Source organism: Flexivirga meconopsidis (assembly GCF_026162425.1).
Lineage (GTDB): Bacteria > Actinomycetota > Actinomycetes > Actinomycetales > Dermatophilaceae > Flexivirga > Flexivirga meconopsidis.
In genome coordinates this window covers 318294-338572 of record NZ_JAOBQJ010000001.1, presented here as the reverse complement: position 1 = coordinate 338572, position 20279 = coordinate 318294, and the positions used below count along the sequence as shown (strand labels likewise).

Genomic DNA, 20279 nt, shown 5'->3' with positions numbered 1-20279 from the left:
GGACCCATCTTGAGTGCGTACCGTCGAAATGAGCAGGATCAACGATCATCTGCACTCGATTACTGTCCGGCATCAGCGATTTTGAGACTTCCGACCTGCGTAGGCGTCGATTCTGAGACCACCTCCGAACGACGAAAATGAGACTAGCTGCGGCCAACGATCGGCGTGCTGCCTGCGCACGCAGTCAGGACGTTGGGTGGGGCCCGACGGGTCACCACAGACATCGTCCGTCATTGGCCTCACCGTGCGAGCGGGCGAGACGCAGTGCGATCCGCCTTCATCACTGCTCGAGAACCCGGCGTCCAGCGAGCGCAACGACTGGGGCCCGACCCAACAAGACCTCGTCGAGCGGTCGGTCTGTGGCGAGTTCGCCACAAGTGAGCAGGGCGAGATTCAACGGGGTGAGCGGTTCCGTTTCGGCCAGCTCCGCAAGTCGTTGCGCCGCCGCTTCATTACCCAGCTCCGGGTACAGCCAGTTGCCGCCAATCGGGGCCCACATCAGAGCCGGAGGCGAACTCTTCACGAGCACGCCGGCGCCCAACGGTGACAAGACCCAGTCACCAGGGAAAACTCGGAAGCTTCGGAGGTCGATTCCGAGTCGAAGCGAGAGAGTGGAATCAATACTAATCATTGTGAGAACAAATCCTGACAGTTGACTGCGCCTGAATCCTTGAACGTCAAGGACTTCCGCGCCGTCGACTTGCTTCCTGAGTCTGAGGATATCAGTGCACGCCTTTGCCAGATTATGCGTTGCTTCCACGTTAGGCTGAAGGTGAGTCTCGCCGATCTGTCCAACGCACACTTTGCCCACGCGCGCCGTGACAGCATCCAACGCTCCATTTCGGACGATCGTGGCAGCGCGAACAACACTGAGTCTTGCGATATCCTCAGCACTCGCTGGCGTTTCGGAAATCCGACTATCGAGGTAGTCACACACAATCCGATTCTTAGCGCTCTCCACTCCACCGAGCAAGCCTATGCACGCGGCTTGCCACGAATTCAGAATCGACGTCCACCCGGGTCCCAGACTGAGATCGTTCACCTCAGTGAATTGGATGGCTTCCTCGAACGACGCCATCGCTTCCTCATATTTACCCATCAAGGCGAATGACTCAGCCAATTCAAAAATCAATTCGACACGCCTGTATGCACTGGGTTCATTCCTAAGCAGCTGAAGAATCCGCTCATGAACGACCCTGGTGTCGATGCTCGGGTCGCTCAATTGACGAGATACCTCCGCATAAGCCGACGCCCATCCCACGGCCCAACCGTCCGTCGATTGCAGTGGAAGCGTGAGCGCGTCGAGATCGTGCTGCCACCTGGCTACCTTGGGCACCCCCAGAAGCGAATCTTGCCTGGCATATACGAAGATGCCTCGCAGCTGTTCCACCGCTATAGCCACTTCGTTGAACCTATCAGGCGTAGCGTCGACAACTTCTTTGATTACACGGATGGCGCCATCGATAGCTTCTTCAATCTCGCCTGCAGGCGCATTCAAATGCAGAAGGATTCCCGCCGTTGACGCGTATATTTTAGCCCTAATGACAGGCGCAGGCAGATCCTCCGCATCGAGGTACATCAGTTCGGTTCGGTATAGCTTCAGAGCTTCCTGGTGACAGCCGCGTTGCATATAGCGTGCGGCGAGATTTCCTATCATGGTGACACCCTCGGGAGTGACCATTGCTGATGCCTCCGCGTGATCAAGGACGTAGTGACACGGCCCTTCGAGGGCTGCCGTGAGACGGAAGTCTTCGTCGTCGAGGGCTTGGAGTAGACACTGCGACAGAGCGATCTGAAGCAGGCTGAGATTGATGGCGCGATCGGTATTCGACTGAAGGCGGCGGACGATGTCGAGAACAACCTCGTTAACACGACCGAGCTCACCCAACGCACTGTCGGACGTCGAACCCTGGAGCAGTCCAAGGCTGACTAGACCGCGCATCGCATCGTCAATGGCGAGGTCGATCTTGCTGTCGTTCTCAGGAATCGCAGTGTTCCGATGGCGATGGTCGACGAAGATGGCAACTCGGCCAGCGAGGCTAATGGGCGCGCTGCGTGGGGGCAGGTAGGCCAGCGCATCGAGCAAAAGGGTAGGCGGCGGGCCAGCGACGGGCTCGAAGCTGGCAAGGTAGTCGAGCGTGACGAAGATTGCCTGTAGGAGGGTCGGGTGTGATTCGTATCCCGCCGGCATCAGGGCGGGCTCGTCCAGAACTCGCTCAGCGAGAATCTGCAAGTAACGGGATACTCCCGTCAGACCACGACCTGTTTGTTTGAGGAATGCACAAGCAAGGTCAATTGCGAGGGGCCAGTTTCCAAGGTTTTCAACCAGGACGCGAGCCAAATCCTCCTGATCGCGCCGGCTAGTGTCGACGCTGAGCCGCCGTCCCACCATGGAGATTGCCTCGGCGGTTTCCATGGGCGGCACATCCAATTGCTCAATGCTGTTCCACTCCATGGAAGTCGTGGAGGTTGCTACTATGTCTACGCAACCATTTGGCGGAATCCAATCCTTTATTTGGCCATATCCCTCCGCGTTGTCGAAGACGATCAACCATGTGCTGGGACTGCTGTTTACACGTTCAAGAAACTTAAGCCGCGCGTCCGTCTCGAGGACTTCCGGGCTGAGTCCTAGAAAGGTTCGCGCATAGTTGCTAATGAGTTCTTGGCTACTAGCGTCAATCCAGAGAATATGAGTGTACCGGTAGCCGATAAGATGGACGAAGTCGGCTGCGAGCATTGACTTCCCGATCCCGGACAGTCCCCAAAGGACAACTTGGCGAGGGCGCCGTCTGTCGGGCGGTCCGGGCAACGCACACAGGACGGCGTTGAGTACGTCGGGACGATGCACTGCGGCCATGGTCGGCATAGTGCCGAATACATTGCCCCAATCATACTGCCCAATCGAGTATGCCAGATTACGGTCCGACATGCCAAGAATCGCTTCAAGCTCGGCGCGGTGAAATTCGCGCGGCCCCCTGCGGCCGGAGAGGTAGAAGATCTCGGCGAGTAGATAGAAGAGCGATGCACGAGACGATTTTTCGCCAATTCCGTGGTCGCCGTAACGCCGCACCCGTAGAAGTCGGCGCCTAAGACTTTCTGCGAGATCGTCTGCTCCTTCCTTCGACACATTCACGGCGAGGTGCGCCAGTTTCGTCAGTTGTGAGTCGTCGAATCCTCTGAGCCTTGCTGCATATTTCTCTGGAAGACCGACGAGGCTCGATCGGATCTGAGGGCCATTCATGTCCTGGCATGTCCTGAGCATCTGGACGATGCGATTGGCGCCGCCCGTGAGTCGCCGGTTGGTCCGCAGTTCATGGCTGTGCGACCTGACGGCGATCAGACGTTCGGCGACGTCGAGCAAATCGGTTGCGGTCATCGCAGCGCCGTCCGGCCCATCGACGGCTGCTTTCGCCTGCACGACGAGGTCGATCTCACCGTCGACCTCAAAAGAGAAGTCGACGACCTCACCGCGTGGGTCCTCAGTGCGTAGAACGAAGTCGGTGTCCGAATCTTCGTAGCGGTCCAGGAGCTCCTCGACCGTTACCAGGTACTGGAACCCCAGTCCGGCCGCGGTCGCTACCCCGCCTGAAACATCGCTCACGGCCGATCCCCTTTGATTCTCTCGTGGGCTCTGGCAGGCTCATTACCACGCTATGCAGAAACCAACCCGGCGGTGGTAGTTCGGCGCCAAACGGCCTCAACTCGCTCGGGCGACCACCGATGAGCGATCGGGAGGACTGTGTTAGACGAACCATAACGAAGACGCCCGACGGCCTGAGCGATCGTTCCGGCGGACTCGGCCGGCTGACGGAAGAGACCGCTATCGGGCTCGCGCCGAATCTCAACTGCCGCCTGTCGGGTCCTCGCCAGGCAGTCCATCGGGAACGGCCTTCTTGCAACCAGCTGTGTAGTCATCATGGTCGATATCCGAACCATCGATCCAGGAGCCATCGGCCGAGTCGCCGTGCTCCGTCGCGATGTCGGCCCCTTCCGACACAGAAGATCTCGCTGGGAATCGGACATCGAGGTCTGGCCCGCGACCTTACGCATTGACGGGCCGAGATTGATCCCGTACTCATGGCCTGCCTTGTATGACGGTGACGACGAGTCGTAGCTACCTAAGAGCCCACTCGCCCCAGCAGCGCCGATCACGATCGTCACTACCAGAAGGGCGACCAAGCCACTGACGACCCAGAACCGGGGAGAGCGGTTCTTCAGGCGACGCGCGCCCGTCGGTACCCAGAGGTGCCATCCTTGAGGGACGGCCCCAAGTCTCGGGCGGGGTCCAGCCTTGTGGCGGGGTCCAACCTGCCGGAGGCGCTGGCCAATTCGGAGGTGGGTTGAACCGGTAGCTGGTTTGCGGCATGGCCGAGTCCATTCTGCGTCGACTGGTGCGTTGGGGGCATCTGCCGATTCCCCCAAGCCGAGTATGAACGTCCATTTGCTTGTTGCCCTCGCGATTTGGAACTCCCGAGCGCCCAATTTCATTACGTTCGCGGCCAGCGCTGTCTGGGGTCAGACCGGGCTCGTCTCACGGTGCCTGGTTGACGGAAGTGCGCCTTATCGGTGGACCCGCAAGGTCGTGGATGGGAACTGCCGCGGATCGCGGCCGGCGCAGACGCAGGGCTCGCGACCGGGCCGGCGTGGACTCATCCCGGCGGTGGTGGCCGAACGACCGTGCAGACGCGTTCGTACTCCTCGTCGCTGAGGAGTCCGCTCAGGTTGGCGACGGCCACCTGCGTCCACGTGCCCGGGTCGGACCCGTCGTCCAGGACACCTGGGGCGTACGCGGTGAAGGTGTAGCTCATAGTCGCCAGCGTGTGCACCAGCTCGTCCCGGTCTGTCCCGTGGACGGTGGCACGCAGGATGACCTCTTCGGGTGTGATCGCGTCGTCGTGCGCGTCTGCCGCGATGAGCATGCGACGAACACGCGGTTCGGTCGCGTGCAACATCGCCGCGATGTCGCGCGGTGAGAGTCCCTGTACCCGCAGACGGTACGCGGCATGCCGATCGTCGATGCGGTTGAGCCGCTCCTGGGCACGCCGAGTGACCGCAGCACGTGCGATCTCGGCGATGTCATCAGCGACCCCGGGCGCGTGGTTCGGGGCGTCTTGCGCCAGGTTTCGACCCCATTGCGGAACATCATCGCGGCCCGTCTTCTGCGACGCTTCCACGAACACACGCGCTGCCTGGACTTTGGTCGCCTGAGACACCGAGCGACGCTGTGCGTTACCAGCCATTGGACGCTCCTCCGCCGACTACACGTCAGAGTCTGCCCCTCGAGGCACGACGCGTCCATCGCGTTCGCTCCAGCATTTCCTAACCTGATCGGCACCCGCGCGTCAGGAGCTCGCGTGGCACCGTAGCTGAGCTCAAATGCGGTTCCAGGTCACTTAGTCACGTGCGCCGCGTTGGTCACCACGTCTGGCTCGATGGACGGGCACCTGCTGCTTGATTAACTCACTTGAGAACAGATTGAGCAACGGACGCAGCCAATCGTTGTCGGAATTGTCAGGGTGGACCGGCGGCCAAGGTGACGCCGCAACCTCGGGTTCATCAAGCACTACCAAAACCAATACGGAACGAGGATCACAGCGACCTGGACGGTATCCCTCGTCGCGCAGTCCGACATCGACGCACCGTGCGAACGATGCGCTGAGGCTGCTGCCGGAGATTTGCCGGAGTCACGGCCGACGGACCCGTCTCGACCCGTAGTCTCGGGCGAAGGGGGAACGCGACAAGGATCTAGTGACCAAAGGGGCTGCTTGAGTGACGGGATACCAAGTCCAATGGGATGGCGGCGACGTGGTACTCCCACCAGGCCCACGGGATGACTCGTGGTCCTTCAGCGTCTGGGATGCGAACGCCGAACGAAGGATCGAAGACTTCGTGCGCCGGTCTCTGCACGGTGCCGAACTGCCCCAGCACGGACTGATCAGCCTGCGTATGTCGCTCATACATCGCCCCGACAACGACTACAACCCGAACGCGATTTCTGTCTCGATGCCAGCAGACATCGGTCAAACCCCAGAGGATCGACATCTCGGCTATCTGTACGATCACCACCTTCGAAAGCTCGGGATGACGGCCCTTGCGAGCCTGGCAGAACTCAGCGGAGGCGAAATCCGCTGCACTGGCTTCTACCAAGGGGGAAACCTTGAGCTCGCACTGCCACACCCGAAAAGGCTCGCAGCCGCCATCGACGCGTTTCTGCCTGACCGGAAACCTCACGACCGCATACACACGAGCAAATCGCCTCAGACCACAGATGCCCTTTCAAGACTAAATTCCTTCGAGTCCCCACGCTCGCAAGTGCGCCAGATCCGTCTGGCACTCGGGACGTCGCGGCGTGGCGAGACGCGCTCCATCAGCCTCGCCGATGTGGACACCGGCCGCAGCCTTGGCCAGATCGCTGACACATACGTGCTTCTCAATGACGAGCGCGACCGTGACAATGTGCTCAATCTGTTGGCCGCCACCGAGGTGCCGGTTGCACAATCAATCACTCAGCCTGCCATCGCGCTGCATCCCGAGTGGCCGGTCGCGGCCATACCGAACATCTGGACATATCGGCTGCTAGATGCGCTTGCGTTTCGCGCACGCAACGTCGAGAAGCCGTATTCGCACGAAACGATGGCGATATACAACCCGGAAACGAAAAAGCTGTGGGTGGAAGACAGTCGGCTCGTCGGGCCGTGCCTGTGTTACGCCTCCAGAGTGGGCATCGAAATCTCAGCGGTGGGATTGCCGCGGAAACCGTGGCACCTAGAGGACGAGATCCCGTTTTACGAACTGAAGTCGAACCGGCGACGTAATCAGCTCGACGAGGCTGCATCCGTTGATGATTCTGACGCAGAGTGGACGCTCCTGAAGTCCGTTCGGCGATTGATCCCTCCGGACCTCTACGCCCCTGGACTTGTCCGGTGGTCTGCGACGCCTTACCCGCGGTTGACGGAACCTTCGGTGGATATCCACGAGCGGTACGTGACTGAGCGCCAGACCCTGTTTGGCAACCATTCGGTGGCACGCTCCGTCGGCAGATGCCGTCTCTGTGGCGAGCTGGGTCTTGCGTTCAGCACGCCCGCCTGCGTCGATGCACTGTGCTACTGCCAGGGGTGCCTGATTCGAGCGACCCGAGGGGCTGCTGAGGATCGCCAGCGTGCCGCGGCAGCGCTCGGCCTGATCGGAAGGCTTGAGTTTGACCAGTCACCCATGCTCGAAAGCCAGCTCGATCATCTGCACATCAATCCAGCCGAGCCCGTGTCAGGCGAATTCATCGACACACTGCTCCTACTGCGCTTCGCGATACGCCGCAACCTCTTCCCGTAGACCTACCTCCTAGAAGAGGCCGGCCTCGCACCTGACGGAGGCCTGCGCCTCAGCAGAGGCACTCTGTTGCGTGCCCGCGACGGGCACCGCTGCCTCTCGATGGGAGAGCAGACGATCTGCGACTTCCTCCACATGCATCACATCGCACACGAGCGTGAGCCCTTTTACCCGTCCGACCCCGAACTGAACCCCAAGGGGCTCCGCCGAGCGGACTGGGTCCTCGCCGACGGAACGTTCGTCGAGCTTTGGGGTCTACCGAATGACCCCGCGTACGCCGCCCGGATGGAACTGAAACGCCAGCTTGCAAATCGATGTGGACTGCCACTCCTTGAGCTGACAAGCGCAGACCTGCCGCATCTCCCACAACGATTCGCCAAGTGGTTACCGGGAGACGTGGGCACCACAACGAAATGGTCTTGGACACCGCGAGTCCCAACCAGGGCCGCCGAGCGGCGTTCGTTTGGTGCCAAGCGTGGCGAGAACGCCAGAAATCAAGCAGCGCGCGCCGAGCGGTTGGCGCGATGCAAGCAGTCCGTGGACGCGCAGAAGGAGGTCTCACCCGAAGTCAGATCGCTCAGCGTCTCAACGTCAGCACAGACACGGTCAAGATGCTCCTGCACGATGGCAAATTCCTGGCTGCCCCCGAGTCTGACCCGGAGCGGTTGCAGTGGGCGCAAGCCGCCACGGAGGCGAAGCGTCGCGGCATCACCGAGGAGGAGTTCCGGACCACCAACACGTTGACCCGACGCAAATCGAACGAGGCATGGAAAGACTCCGCGCTGCTCGAACTAACGTCGACGGATGCTGTCGAGCCTGAGGTGCCCGATTCACAATCGCCGGGCACATCCATCTAGCTGGTCAGCAGATTGGCTGGCCTTGCGCGCAGCCGGCGCGAGGCCCGCTGCAAATTCAGGCACCGAGGCTGTGACAGATGTGGTGCAAGATGGTGGCGTGAAACCTCAGGTGTGGGAGCGGCTCGACGTTTCCGCGTGGGAGGTTGTAGGACGACAGCAGACCGGATCGACAGAGAACCTGTGGCTCGCTGACCCAGACAGTCAAGTCTGGTGGCTGCACAAGGACACGGTCATACCGCGCAACGGGGTCGAGCAGGGCGAGGACTGGTCCGAGGTCGCCTCAACGCAGGTCGCCAGGATCCTTGGAGTGCCTTGCGCAACGACACGGTTGTGCATACGCGAGGGCAGGCGAGGATCGCTTTCGAAGACAGTTCGGCCTGTGGACGCTGACCTATGGGAGGGCCAAGTTGTCCTTCAGGATCTCGGTGTCCCGGACTATTTTCCGCACACTGAGGACCGCCCGGGCGTCGATCCGTCGCGACCGAAGGTCAAACGGCCCGGCCACAGCCTCCCCAACATCAAGCGAGCCTTGGACGCCACGGCGCCGCCACCCGGTTTCGATGGCCCAGCAGCTCTCAGCGGTTTCGATGTGTTCGCGGGTTACCTACTCCTCGACGCCCTTATCGCGAATCGCGATCGGCACGAGCAAAACTGGGCTGTGCTCATCCCTCGTCTTCTCGACCCGCCGAAACGACTGTCTCCGTCATACGATCACGCAAGCAGCCTCGGCTACAACCTCACAGACGACAAAAGGCTGACCTACCTCAGGTCCGACGCCGAGCTGGCTAACTGGGCAAGCAAAGGCACCGCCTATCGGTTTGAACACCAGGGCAGACCACCAACGCTTGTTGCACATGCCATGAACGCTGTCGGGCTCTGCTCACCTGAGGGTGCAGACTGGTGGCGGTCCCGGATAGGCACGCTCGACCTGAGGGAGTTGACTGAGGCATTGCTCGCACAGGACATCGAGGGGTTGTCACACCTCGCGGCTACGTTCGCGTGCGAACTACTCAATACGAATCTTAGGAGGCTCCGCGATGCGGTCCACGAGCGTTCTTGATCGCCGCTCAAGCGCAGCCGACGTCTCAGAAGGGCACGACCTGCTCTTGCTGTGGCAGCACCCCACGACGCGAGAGATTGTGCCGATCGGGCGATTCACGCATGACCGCGGCGAGTTCACGTTCCGGTATACCCGCGCGGCCGAAATGGTCGAAGGACTCCGTCCGCTGCCGGGACTGGGCGACCTTCATCAGACCTACCGCAGCGACCGGCTTCCGGCTGTGTTCGAGCAGCGCGTGATGGAACCAACGAGGCCGGACTACGCCGAATACCTCCACGACATCGGGCTTGATGCGATGCACGCCACGCCTTGGGAGCAGATCGTGCACTCTGGCGGTGAGCGCGCAGGGGACACTCTGCAGTTCATGCAGATCCCAGCCGTTATTGACGGCCGCGCGCGGGCCAGGTTTCTGGTAAGCGGCGTCCGTCACGTCGCAGGACCCGACCGGGTCATCGCGGGACGGTCCGTCAAAGTCACCGACACCCAACACGAAAGCGCTCTGCGCAGCCTGCACCCAGGACAAAGCGTGCGGATCGAAGCAGAAGAGGGCAACCAGGTCGACGTCTGCGCCTGCGTTGCCACGACGGACGGTGTGCCCCTCGGATGGGTGCCACGCGCGCTCTCCGCAAGTGTCCGCGAACTCCTTGATGCCGGGCCAGTCATGGCGACGGTCGTTCGGGTCGGGGCCGAGTCGACACCGTCACATCTCAGACTGGTGCTCGACCTCGACACGCCAGCACCCGCCGGTTTCGAGTTCGACCGAGAAGGTCGTTGGGAGCCAGTCGCGGCTCAATAGGTCAGCGGATTCGGAATACCGGAGACCTCCAGTTGCGCATCCACCGGCATGTAGGCACAGACTTTCTCAAACAACGGGCGCACTCCAGCTTCGACGAGACGCTGACCAAGGAGCTCGGCGAGGACAAGTAGATGCTCGACGTCGGTTGCGGCGTATCGCATCTGCTCCGCTGACAGCTGGGGCGTGCCCCAATCGCTGGTTCGAACAGATCCCTTTGAGATCTCGATGTCTAGCAGACGATGCAGGAGCCCCCGGAGGCTGTGCTGCTCCGACGCCAGATCAGGGAACAGGATCTTCGATGCCGCCTTCGTGCACTCGACTGATCTCACCGAGGCACCCCACCGCCCTTGTAGGAAACGGAGGTCGAAAGGTGCGAAATGGAAGACCTTCACGACGTTCGCATCGGCAAGTAGGTCAGCCAGCTGGGATGGCCTATCCGTGACGTTGCGTAGTAGCACCGCACCGGTCGCAGGCGTGAAGAGCTGGCACAACTGAAGTTCGTCCGTCACCCAATCAAGCCCGCTGGTCTCGGTGTCCACGGCCACCCGTCGCGCAGCGCGAAGGTCGCGAGCCAGCTCTGGTGTGAGGTCCCCTTCGAGGACCGTAACCGGAGTCACCGTTCGACTCACGCGCTCTCTCCTGACTCGCGGATGGTCTTGTAGAACTCGCGGCCGATCATCTGGGTGAGGGCCTGTCGGAAGTCGGGTTTGTCGAGGAACGCTTGAAGCAGACCGCTGTTGATGTCGTGGCGGTCGATCATGGCGCCTTCGAGGTAATCGTCGAAGACGGACATGAACTGGTCCTCGTCGTTGTGCTGCGCGACCGCCGTGACGTGCGCGTTGTCGGCCAGATCAGCCTGGGCTTGCTCGAAGAACAGCTGGTCGGTCTCGGTCAAGTTGGTGCCGAAGCGCTCGTTGAGCAGGCCGATGATCGACGACAACCGCTCACGCGGGTCCTCGTGCTGCTTGCCCTGCCCGCTTCCCTTGTGCCCGGTCTGCTCCGACTCCTCGTCCGTGACCGTCGTCAGCGAAGCATCGGTGAACGCGGTCTTCTCGATCCGCAGGTGCGTCAATACCGCGGCACCCGACAGGTCGACGATCCCGTCTTCATCTTCACCGGGCAGCCGCGGCAGCAGGACTCGTCCGTAGAGGTAGATCCGCTCCATATCCGGCGACGCCACCGGCACCACATGGGAAAGGAATGCGTACAGCCGCGTGAAGTCGCGGAGCGCGGTGCGGAACTCCTCCCGTTCGTCCTCCGGCAACGCCAGGTACCTGGCCAGCGCGAGGTCGGTCTGCGCGTACAACGCTTCATTGGTCTCACCGGTCTGCGCGAGCAGCGCATCCACGAGGGTGTCGACCTCGTCGCCGTCCAGCACGCCGGCCTGCCAGAGCCGGGTCTTCAGGTTGGACAGGATGTTCGGGTCGGTGGGTTGGGCCCAGGTGCGTTCGAAGAACGGCGCAAACGAGGCCTGTACGGCGTCGGCGTCGTTGACGAAGTCCAGCACGAACGTGTCGGTCTTGCCCGGCGCGATCCGGTTCAACCGCGACAGTGTCTGCACGGCCTTGACCCCATCGAGCTTCTTGTCGACATACATCGTGTGCAGCAACGGCTCGTCGAACCCGGTTTGGTACTTCTCTGCGACGATCAACACCTGGTAGTCGTCGGTCTTGAACTTCTTCGGCAACTGCCCCTCGGAGAAGCCATTCATCTTCGGCTCGGTGAACTCCACATCCGGCACATCCGGATCCTCGACCGCTCCCGAGAACGCCACCAGCGCAGCGATGTCTGTGTAGTTCTTGTCCTTGATGTAGGCATCGATGGCCTGCTTCATCCGGACCGCGTGCAATCGGGAACGAGTCACGACCATTGCCTTCGCGTGCCCGCCGACCTTGGCCGCGGTATGGGCGCGGAAGTGCTCGACGATGAGCTCGGCCTTCTGGCTGAACGCCGACGGGTGCAAGGACGCGAACCTCGCCAATGCCGCGGCGGCCTTGCCCTTCGGCAACTCCGGGTCATCACTAGTCAGGCCGTTCGCGAGCCGGTAATACACCGCGTAGGTCAGGTAATTCTTTAGGACGTCGAGGACGAAGCCCTCCTCGATTGCCTGCCGCATCGAATACAAGTGGAACGGCACCAACCGGATACCCTCCGGCGCGGCAACGTCCGGGATACGTTCGCCGAACGTCTCCAGCGTCTTCTGCTTCGGGGTCGCGGTGAACGCGAAGAATGACAGGTTCGGCTGCTTGCCCCGTGCCGCGGCCCGGGCGGCGAGCTTGTCCTGCCCATCCGGCTTCGACTCATCCGCAGCCTCAGCCGACTCGGCCGCTCTTAGCGCGTCATCACCCTTCTTCCCTGTCAGCACGGCCTTCAAATCCGTTGCGGCCTCACCGGTTTGGGATGAGTGCGCCTCGTCCGCGATCACCGCGAACCGGGCGCCGGCCAATTGTGTGGCGTGCTCGGCGACGACCGGGAACTTCTGCAACGTCGTGATGATGATCCGCGCCTTCGCCGACTCCAAGGCTTCCCGCAACTGCGCAGAGTTCTCATCGATCTTCTGGATCGTGCCCGGCGTGTGCTCGAACCCGGTCACCGTGTCCTGCAACTGCCGATCCAACACGACCCGGTCGGTCACGATGATCACCTTGGAGAACACCGGCTGATCCGTGCTCAACCCGACGGCCTGTGCGCCCTTGCCGAGTTCGGGATCGTCGGACGGGGTGTGCAGCGTCGCCAACGCCGAGGCGAGCCAGGCGATCGTGTTCGACTTGCCCGAGCCGGTCGAGTGCTGCAGCAAGTAGTTGTGACCAGGCCCGTAGGAGCGGGCATGCGCGGTCACGGTGCGCACCGCGTGCCACTGATGGAACCGCGGGAACAGCCAACGCCGGTCGTGCGCCTTGATCTTCGACGGCTGCTTGGCGCCGGTGGTGTCTTCGGACGCGAACGACCCGAAGAGCTCCAGCCAGGCGTCGCGATCCCAGACCTGCTCCCACAGGTATGCCGTCTTGTAACCGCCCGGATTCACCGGGTTGCCTTCGCCGCCCTGCTGGCCCGGTCCGCCTGATCCCTGGTTGAACGGCAGCCACCGGGTCTGCTCGCGCGCCAGCCGCGTGGTCATCGACACCACGTCCTGGTCCACCGCAAAATGCACGATCGACCGCGCACGGAAGAGCAGGTCGGCCGGGTTGCGGTCGTTCTCGTACTGGTGCTGCGCCTGCTGCACCCCCTGCCCCGTCACCCGGTTCTTCAACTCCGCCGTCGCGACCGGGATCCCATTGATCAGCAACAGCACATCGATGCTGTCGTGCGGGTTCGACTCACTGTGATGCACCTGCCGGGTCACCGTGCACCGGTTGGTCGCATACAGGTCCCACAACTCCGGAGTGATCCGGTGCGCCGGCCGCCAATACGCCAAGTCAAAGCGGACCCAGTTGACTTCCACGCCCTTGCGCAGCACGTCCAACGTGCCACGCGCGTCGACCTCGTCCGCAACCCGTCGATAGAACGCGGTCTGTGCGGCATCGGTTGACCCGTAATGGTTTTCGAGCTTCTCCCATGCATCCGGCTGCGACGCCTGGATGAACGAGATCAGCTCGAACCCATCGAATCCCAGATCCACCCGGTATGACGAAGCCTGCCCCTGATGCCAACCATGCTCCAGCAGGTAACGCTCGATCGTCTCCTCGAACGCCGCCTCCGAATGTTTCCCCACCACGACTACGCCACCCCTCTCCCCGACGCTGTCGTCACGTCGAACTCACCCGTCACCGCAGCCGTGGTCAACGACCGCTTCCGCTCCTGCATGAGGTCGATGTGCGCCTGCATCTCACTCTCAAGGGACGCCGTTGACTGCGCCGCTCTATTCATCTTCATCCCGATCATCGTCTGTGCGGCTTGGTCAAGAAGCGGGATTCGGTATGAACAGATTTGCTCAGCGCTCAGGTGCGGCACTGACAGTCCAGTCAGCTCGGACTCAACTGCAAGCCGAAATGCTGTTGCTCTGTATGCCCAGTACATGTAGTCGACCTCTAGCGATGGGCCGGGGCGGAGGAGCGCAACTCTCTGTAATAGCAGCGCTGGTAGGTCCTCGGCGGCGACTTTTGCGATTCGCATGCCACCGCGGATCCACGGACGATCCATACCCATCACGACGTCGCCCGCGTGCAAGTTGAAAGGTTTGAGAGACGCGGTCGGAGCAGCCCAGTGCACCGAATCCTCCCAGTTGAGTTCACCGACACCGACGTTGACGCCCCTCAGGAGCCGCACATCCTCAGCGTCATGCGAAAACCCTTCGCTTGGGAACGCATATCCGGGTGTGACCCGAAGCAGTAGTGAGGCCTTCGGATCGGTCTCTTCAGACTGAAAGTCTTGATCCACCAGCGTCTGCAGGCGCATCCGCAGGCTTCCGATCTGCTCCTCGCGGAGGCGGACGATCTCATCGATCCGGGCGACCTGGTCATCCAGGAAGTCCGCGATCTGCCGCTGCTCTTCCAAGCTGCGCCGGCGAATCCTGAAGTCCCGGAGAAAAAGGTCAGGAACGCGCTGCAGACCAGCAACTCCCTGAAATGCCGATACACCCTCGCCAAGGAACTGCTCAGTGTGGAACCCATAGGTCACATACCGCGGGTCGTTTCCAGGGCGCGGCCGAACGATGTGCACCTCCGTACTGGCGGCGCCAACAGTCGTCGGAACGCCTACCGCAAGAGCACTGCGTGCGGCTTGAAACGTAGGTGTCACCTTCGGCACAAGCACGTCTCCGTCACGGAACCGCACGTACCCAGTCGAGACTTCGGACTTCGGCCGAGCCCGCGACAAGTCCAATCGACTAGCAGGCCACACAGCCTCAAGGGGTACAAAGGTGACATCCGAATCTGCTGGTAACGATTCAAATTCGGGAACTGAAGGGTTGACCTCTGCCAGCTCTCGGACTCGGACTGTGTCGGTCATGCCAAGCCTCCGAGCAGTTCTCGAATCCTTGCCTCGCGCTCTGCGATCTCCTTGTCTATTTCGGCGACCGGGCGTGGTGGCGTGTAGACGTAGAAGTGCCGAGTCAGTGGGATCTCGTAGCCGATCTTGGTCTTGCTGTGGTCGATCCACGCCTCGGGCGCGTAGGGATGGACTTCGCGCTTGAGGTAGAGGTCGACGTCTTCGCCGAGTGGGACGTTCTCGTAGTCGCGGAGGTCGGGGTCGGGCAACGAATTGCCCTTGCGGTCTTTAACGATTGGGGCGTCCGGGTCGGGGGTCGCGGCAAGCTTCGCCAACTGTTTAGCAACGGATGCTGAAATGACCGGGCTGAGTTCGGCGATGAGGTCCTTGTCGGAGGCGTAGTCCTTGCCAACATACGACGCGAGGAGGTCAGCGGGTCTCGGCTCATGGTCTCGATACGCGGCTCGTTCCTCGCCGCTACTCGACCGGCGGGCAGGAACTTCTCGACCGGCGGAGGTGCTCTCGTACTTCTGCCATTGCTTGGACTCGGCCAAGGCTTCGAGGACCTCGTCGGTGATCTGCCAGCGACGGCGCAACGGCTGTTCGACGGTGATGCGCTGGAAGCCGAAGGCTTCGTTCGGCAGGACCTTGACCCGCGGTTCGTCGTCGGAGTCGGCGAGGTGGGGCGCATCGGCATACAAACGCGTTAGCTCGGCGATCGTGTCGTCGGTGAGGTAATGCCGTTTGTTGCCAAGGCTTTTGCGCATCTTCGACGCCGCCCCGCGGGCGTCGATCAGGGCGATCTTGCCCTTGCGGTCGGCGCTCTTGCGGTTGGTCAGCACCCAGAAGTACGTGGAGATGCCGGTGTTGTAGAACAGCTGGTCCGGCAGCGCGACGACTGCTTCGAGCCAGTCGTTCTCGATGATCCACTTACGGATGTTCGACTCACCCGAACCGGCTGCCCCGGAGAAGAGCGGGCTGCCGGAGAAGACGATCGCCAGCCGGGACCCGCCGCCGGTGCCGACGACCGGCTTCATGCGGCCGATCATGTGCTGCAAGAACAGGAACGATCCGTCACTCACCCGCGGCAGGCCCGCCCCGAAGCGACCGTCCGTGCCTTCGTTGTCGTGCTCGGCGACGATCGGGTCGGCATACTTCTTCCAGTCCACCCCGAACGGCGGGTTCGCCAGCAGGTAGTCGAACCGGTCGGTGGAGAACCCGTCGGCGGTGAAGCTGTTGCCCAGCACGATGTTGTCCGGGTCCTCACCCTTGATCAACATGTCCGACCGGCAGATCGCCCAGGTCTCCGGGTTCAGCTCCTGCCCGTAGACCTCCAGGTGCGCGTCCGGGTTCAGCGTCCTCAGGTGCTCCTGCCCGGTGGACAGCATGCCGCCGGTGCCGCAGGCCGGGTCGAGCATGGTGCGCACCGGAGCCGGACCCGCCAACGCTTCCTCGTCCTCGCTGAAGAGGATGTTGACCATCAGCTTGATGACCTCACGCGGAGTGAAGTGCTCACCAGCGGTCTCGTTCTGCATCTCCGAGAAGCGCCGCAGCAGCTCCTCGAAGATGTATCCCATCGCCTCGTTCGGCACTAGCTTCGGATGCAGGTTGATGTCGGCGAACTTCGCCACCACCTGGTAGAGCAAGCCAGCCTTGTCGAGAGTGTCGATGCGCTCGGCGAGGCGGTACTTCTCCAGCACGTCGGCTGCGTCCCGGGAGAAGCCTGCGACATACGAGCGCAGGTTCTTGCCGACGTTGGACGGGTCGTTCAGCAGATCGGTGAAGGACAGCGGAGAGGTGTTGTAGTAGGGCTGCTTGGTGACGCGCTCCAGGATCGGGTCGACGTTCTCGACCTTGCCGGCCAGCGCCTTCGCCTTCTCGATCACCTCGGGCTTGGTCGCTTCCAGCGCACAGTCCAGCCGGCGCAACACCACGAACGGCAGGATGAACTGGCCGTATTCGTGCTGGCGGATGTCGCCCCGCAACAGGTCAGCCACGGACCAGACGAATGAAACCTTGTCACTGAACCCCTCTACGCCTGACACCCTCGCGAGGGTAGTCGGTGCGTCACGCTGTCGGTGCTCGACGGCATGGTGTCGACATGAGCTTCCCAACAGCAGACATGGTCAACGGCATGATGCGCCTGACCGAGGCGCGGGCCATCGCCGAGAAGATCAAGCAGCAGCGGCCGGACCTCGCAGATCGGCTGGTCACCAGTGACACCCGACCGCTGGTGCGCTTGGTGCTGCCGGACTCGCGCAGCGTCGCGTGCGGGTTGGTTCAACTCGGCAACGTCGTCAACTGGATCGTCACCACCCCGGACTCCGATCTCGAGGCCGACATGGAGCACCGATTCGACACCCACACGAAGGACGAGCTCGCCGCCATGACGATCGCGGCGTATGACGAGCTGGCCGCTAGAGCGTGACCCAACCGGAAGCGCGTCCAGTCAACTCACGCTCCGCAAGTACCTCCCGAAGTGCGGGACCGTGAACGCGATCCGCCCGCGCTCACCGGAGTAGATGAGGCCTTTCTTCAGCAACGCATCCCGGGCGGGCGAGAGGGACTGCGGCTTCCGGCCCAAGACCGACGCCACTGCGGAGGTGGGCACCGACTCGACATCGTCCAGCTCGTCGGCGTCGAGCTCACCTGCGGCGTCGGCCATGGCGCGCAGATATTCGCGCTCGCCGGGAGTCGCTCTCTCATAACGGGATCCGAAGAATCCGACCGCCAGCTCTGCCTCCGCTGCCGGGGCCGCGACCTCGATGTCGGCGGCCGTCACCGGCGAGCCCGGGGCCACGTCCCAGGCGACCTTGCCGTAGGCCTGGATGAAGTAGGGGTAGCCGCCGGTGGCGGCATACATCGCGTCGAGCGCGGCTGCCTCGAAGTCGGCCTCCTCGTCACGCGCCGGCGTCTGCAACGCCTTGTCCGCCGCCTCCCGCGGCAGCCGGTCGATGCGGGAGTAGCGAAAGAGCCTCTCGCTGTAGGACTTCGACGCCGACAACACCGCCGGCAGGTGCGGCAGCCCGGCGCCCACCACGATCACCGGCAGCGACGCCTGACTGATCTCATGGCACGCCGCGCACAGCGCCGACACGTCGTCGGCGTGCAGATCCTGCATCTCGTCGATGAAGATCGCGATGCCCCGCCCCATGTCGGCCGCCAATCCGCCTGCGTCCGAGAGCAATTCGACCAGGTCGATCTCGATGTCACCCGAGTCGGCCCGGCCCGAGACAGCCGGTGCGTCGATGCCCGGGCTCCACTTGTCGCGCAGCTTCGCATTCGGCCCTGCATCCCGCTGCGCGAACGACTTGATCACGCCGAGCACCTGGTCGACGTCGCCCTGCTGCGAATGCCCAAGCTCGCGCACCGCCTGGTGCAGCGCCGACGACAGCGGCCGGCGCAACCGCTGATCGGGCCGCGCCTCCAGCTTGCCGGTGCCCCACTTCGCCCGGACTGCCGCCGACCGCAACGCATTCAGCAACACGGTCTTGCCGACACCGCGCAGCCCGGTCAGCACCACCGACCGCTCGGGGCGCCCCTTCGCGATGCGCTCCAGCACCACGTCGAAGGTGCGCAACTCATCGTCACGGCCGGCAAGCTCGGGCGGCCGCTGACCGGCGCCAGGGGCGTAGGGATTGCGTATCGGGTCCACGCGAGGACTGTATGGCGCAATCTAGCCTCCGGCCGATATATCGCTAGCGTGTCGTAGCGGAGCTGCCAGCAGTCCCTCGCGAGCAATGTATGGCGCTCTCTAGCGCGCGTCCGATAATGCGCTAGCGGGCGCAATCCGTTTTGGGTTCTTCAAGGCTCGTTAAAGACTCCATCAAGCCGGCCTGCACCGGTGCAGTCCCGTGATCTGCTGTGCGACACCCCAATTCACTACCGTCACGGGAGATCCTCCATGCGCACGTCTGCCCTCGTCGGCACGCTCAGCACCGCCGCCACCCTCGCGGCCGGCACCATCGCCTTCGCCCAGCCCGCAGCACACGCGGCCGGTCCGAACGTGCCGAGCGACGTCACCCAGGTGCGGGTCAAGCACTCGCTGCTCGGCACCCACACCTGGTATCAGCAGCGGGCCGGCGGCCTGCCGGTCGTCGGCGGCTATTACGCCGTGCACGACCTCAAGGGCAAGACCAGCGCCGACGACCACCGTGTCGCGGTCAAGAACCTCGCCGTCGGCAAGGGCCGCATCACCCCGGCCGCCGCCACCAAGGCTGCCGCTCCGCACGGTGTCGCCCGCGGGCAGCAGCTCGTCGTGCTCCCCGGAGACACCGCCAAGGTCGCCTACGAGGTGCGCACCACCGGCGGCAAGAAGGTGTATGTCGCAGCCTCCGACGGGAAGGTCCTCAAGATCGTCGACGAGCGCCGCTTCGCCGACGCGACCGGTAAGGTCTTCGACCCGAACCCGGTTGTGTCGCAACAGAATCAGTCGCTCAAGGACGGCAACAACGCAGCCTCCGCGGTGCCGGCCGCGGCATACAAGACGGTCACGCTGCAGCGTCTGGACGCCAGCGGTTACCTGCGCGGCAGCTTCGCGACGGTGATCAACGAGACCTCCGGCAGCAATCCGGCGGTCAAGGCAACGAACGGCGCGTTCAACTTCGACCGCAGCCAGCAAGGTTTCGAGCAGGTCAACGCCTACTACGCGGTCGATCAGGCGCAGGCCACCATCCAGGGCCTCGGCTTCACCGACGTCAACAACGAGGCGCAGGACCTGTCGGTCGACACCAGCACCGACGACAACTCCTGGTACACCCCGAGCGCCGACACCATCACCTTCGGCACCGGCGGGGTCGACGACGCCGAGGACCAGGAAGTCGTCTGGCACGAATACGGCCACGCCGTGCAGGACGACCAGGTGCCCGGCTTCGGCAGCACCGAGGAGGGCGGCGCGATCGGCGAGGGCTTCGGCGACTACCTGGCGTTCTTCATGTCCCAGCACAACAGCACCAGCACGGCGACCACGCCGTGGGCCTGCGTAATGGACTGGGACAGCACGGCTTACACCTCGACCACGCCGCACTGCATCCGTCGCCTCGACACGAACAAGACCGTCACCGACAAGACCGGTGAGGTGCACGACGACGGCGAGATCTGGTCGCGCGCGCTCTTCGACATCGACAAGAACCTCGGCCGGGACAAGGCCGCCAAGGTCATCTTCGAGGGGCAGTTCAGCTACGCGCCGAACGCCGACTTCGCGCAGGCCGCGAACGCCACCGTCGCCGCCGCCCAGGGGCTGTATGGCGCAGCCGACGCCGCGACGGTCAAGGCCGCGTTCCAGGCCCGCGGGATCCTCTGATGCGTCCGGGGG

At 62.9% G+C, this 20279-nt stretch carries 13 protein-coding genes; 6 read left to right on the top strand and 7 right to left on the bottom strand.

Features of this window, described 5'->3' with window-relative positions:
• Window positions 1-280 precede the first annotated feature (280 nt).
• Both N2M23_RS01625 and N2M23_RS01620 read right to left on the bottom strand, forming a co-directional pair.
• Window positions 281-3601, bottom strand: coding sequence for a hypothetical protein (locus N2M23_RS01625; protein WP_265442792.1), 3321 nt, complete (start codon window positions 3599-3601; stop codon window positions 281-283).
• A 1048-nt stretch (window positions 3602-4649) separates the two neighbouring features.
• Window positions 4650-5240: a hypothetical protein gene (locus tag N2M23_RS01620; RefSeq protein ID WP_265442791.1), complete on the bottom strand. Its 591-nt coding sequence runs from the start codon at window positions 5238-5240 to the stop codon at window positions 4650-4652.
• Between the two features lie 649 nt (window positions 5241-5889).
• Here N2M23_RS01620 and N2M23_RS01615 point away from each other — a divergent pair.
• From N2M23_RS01615 to N2M23_RS01600, 4 genes are all read left to right on the top strand, one after another.
• Entirely contained in the window at window positions 5890-7329 is a 1440-nt protein-coding gene (locus N2M23_RS01615; protein ID WP_265442790.1) for a hypothetical protein, read from the top strand.
• Window positions 7330-7937: 608 nt separating this feature from the next.
• Window positions 7938-8183 carry a hypothetical protein gene (locus N2M23_RS01610; RefSeq protein WP_265442789.1) on the top strand — a complete coding sequence of 82 codons (246 nt, stop codon included), beginning with the start codon at window positions 7938-7940 and terminating at the stop codon, window positions 8181-8183.
• A 97-nt stretch (window positions 8184-8280) separates the two neighbouring features.
• The gene (locus tag N2M23_RS01605) at window positions 8281-9243 is read left to right on the top strand and encodes a hypothetical protein (RefSeq protein ID WP_265442787.1); all 963 of its coding nucleotides are present in this window, start codon (window positions 8281-8283) and stop codon (window positions 9241-9243) included.
• Window positions 9221-10039 carry a hypothetical protein gene (locus N2M23_RS01600; protein WP_265442786.1) on the top strand — a complete coding sequence of 273 codons (819 nt, stop codon included), beginning with the start codon at window positions 9221-9223 and terminating at the stop codon, window positions 10037-10039. The genes N2M23_RS01605 and N2M23_RS01600 overlap by 23 nt, the downstream gene beginning before the upstream one ends.
• Here the strand turns inward: N2M23_RS01600 and N2M23_RS01595 are convergent.
• Genes N2M23_RS01595 through N2M23_RS01580 form a run of 4 tightly spaced genes read right to left on the bottom strand, consistent with a single transcriptional unit; the run spans window position 10033 to window position 17010 of the window.
• Window positions 10033-10656 carry a ribonuclease D gene (locus N2M23_RS01595; protein ID WP_265443865.1) on the bottom strand — a complete coding sequence of 208 codons (624 nt, stop codon included), beginning with the start codon at window positions 10654-10656 and terminating at the stop codon, window positions 10033-10035. The genes N2M23_RS01600 and N2M23_RS01595 overlap by 7 nt on opposite strands.
• Window positions 10657-10664: 8 nt before the next feature.
• Entirely contained in the window at window positions 10665-13751 is a 3087-nt protein-coding gene (locus N2M23_RS01590) for a type I restriction endonuclease subunit R (RefSeq protein ID WP_265442785.1), read from the bottom strand.
• Between the two features lie 5 nt (window positions 13752-13756).
• On the bottom strand, window positions 13757-14986 hold the full coding sequence (locus N2M23_RS01585; protein ID WP_265442784.1) for a restriction endonuclease subunit S domain-containing protein: 1230 nt from the start codon (window positions 14984-14986) through the stop codon (window positions 13757-13759).
• Entirely contained in the window at window positions 14983-17010 is a 2028-nt protein-coding gene (locus N2M23_RS01580) for a type I restriction-modification system subunit M (RefSeq protein WP_265442783.1), read from the bottom strand. The genes N2M23_RS01585 and N2M23_RS01580 overlap by 4 nt, the downstream gene beginning before the upstream one ends.
• Window positions 17011-17066: 56 nt before the next feature.
• Between N2M23_RS01580 and N2M23_RS01575 the strand changes: the two genes are divergently transcribed.
• Window positions 17067-17393, top strand: a complete 327-nt coding sequence (locus tag N2M23_RS01575; protein WP_265442782.1) for a hypothetical protein — start codon at window positions 17067-17069, stop codon at window positions 17391-17393.
• A gap of 21 nt (window positions 17394-17414) precedes the next feature.
• Here the strand turns inward: N2M23_RS01575 and N2M23_RS01570 are convergent, their stop codons facing one another.
• On the bottom strand, window positions 17415-18620 hold the full coding sequence (locus tag N2M23_RS01570) for an ATP-binding protein (protein WP_171151905.1): 1206 nt from the start codon (window positions 18618-18620) through the stop codon (window positions 17415-17417).
• Window positions 18621-18869: 249 nt separating this feature from the next.
• Between N2M23_RS01570 and N2M23_RS01565 the strand changes: the two genes are divergently transcribed.
• The gene (locus N2M23_RS01565; protein ID WP_265442780.1) at window positions 18870-20267 is read left to right on the top strand and encodes a M4 family metallopeptidase; all 1398 of its coding nucleotides are present in this window, start codon (window positions 18870-18872) and stop codon (window positions 20265-20267) included.
• Window positions 20268-20279: the final 12 nt, after the last annotated feature.

Coding starts and splice junctions, on each gene's coding strand:
- N2M23_RS01620 (WP_265442791.1), bottom strand. CDS start 5,240: ATGGCTGGTAACGCACAGCGTCGCTCGGTGTCTCAGGCGACCAAAGTC.
- N2M23_RS01610 (WP_265442789.1), top strand. CDS start 7,938: ATGCTCCTGCACGATGGCAAATTCCTGGCTGCCCCCGAGTCTGACCCG.
- N2M23_RS01600 (WP_265442786.1), top strand. CDS start 9,221: ATGCGGTCCACGAGCGTTCTTGATCGCCGCTCAAGCGCAGCCGACGTC.
- N2M23_RS01585 (WP_265442784.1), bottom strand. CDS start 14,986: ATGACCGACACAGTCCGAGTCCGAGAGCTGGCAGAGGTCAACCCTTCA.
- N2M23_RS01575 (WP_265442782.1), top strand. CDS start 17,067: ATGAGCTTCCCAACAGCAGACATGGTCAACGGCATGATGCGCCTGACC.
- N2M23_RS01565 (WP_265442780.1), top strand. CDS start 18,870: ATGCGCACGTCTGCCCTCGTCGGCACGCTCAGCACCGCCGCCACCCTC.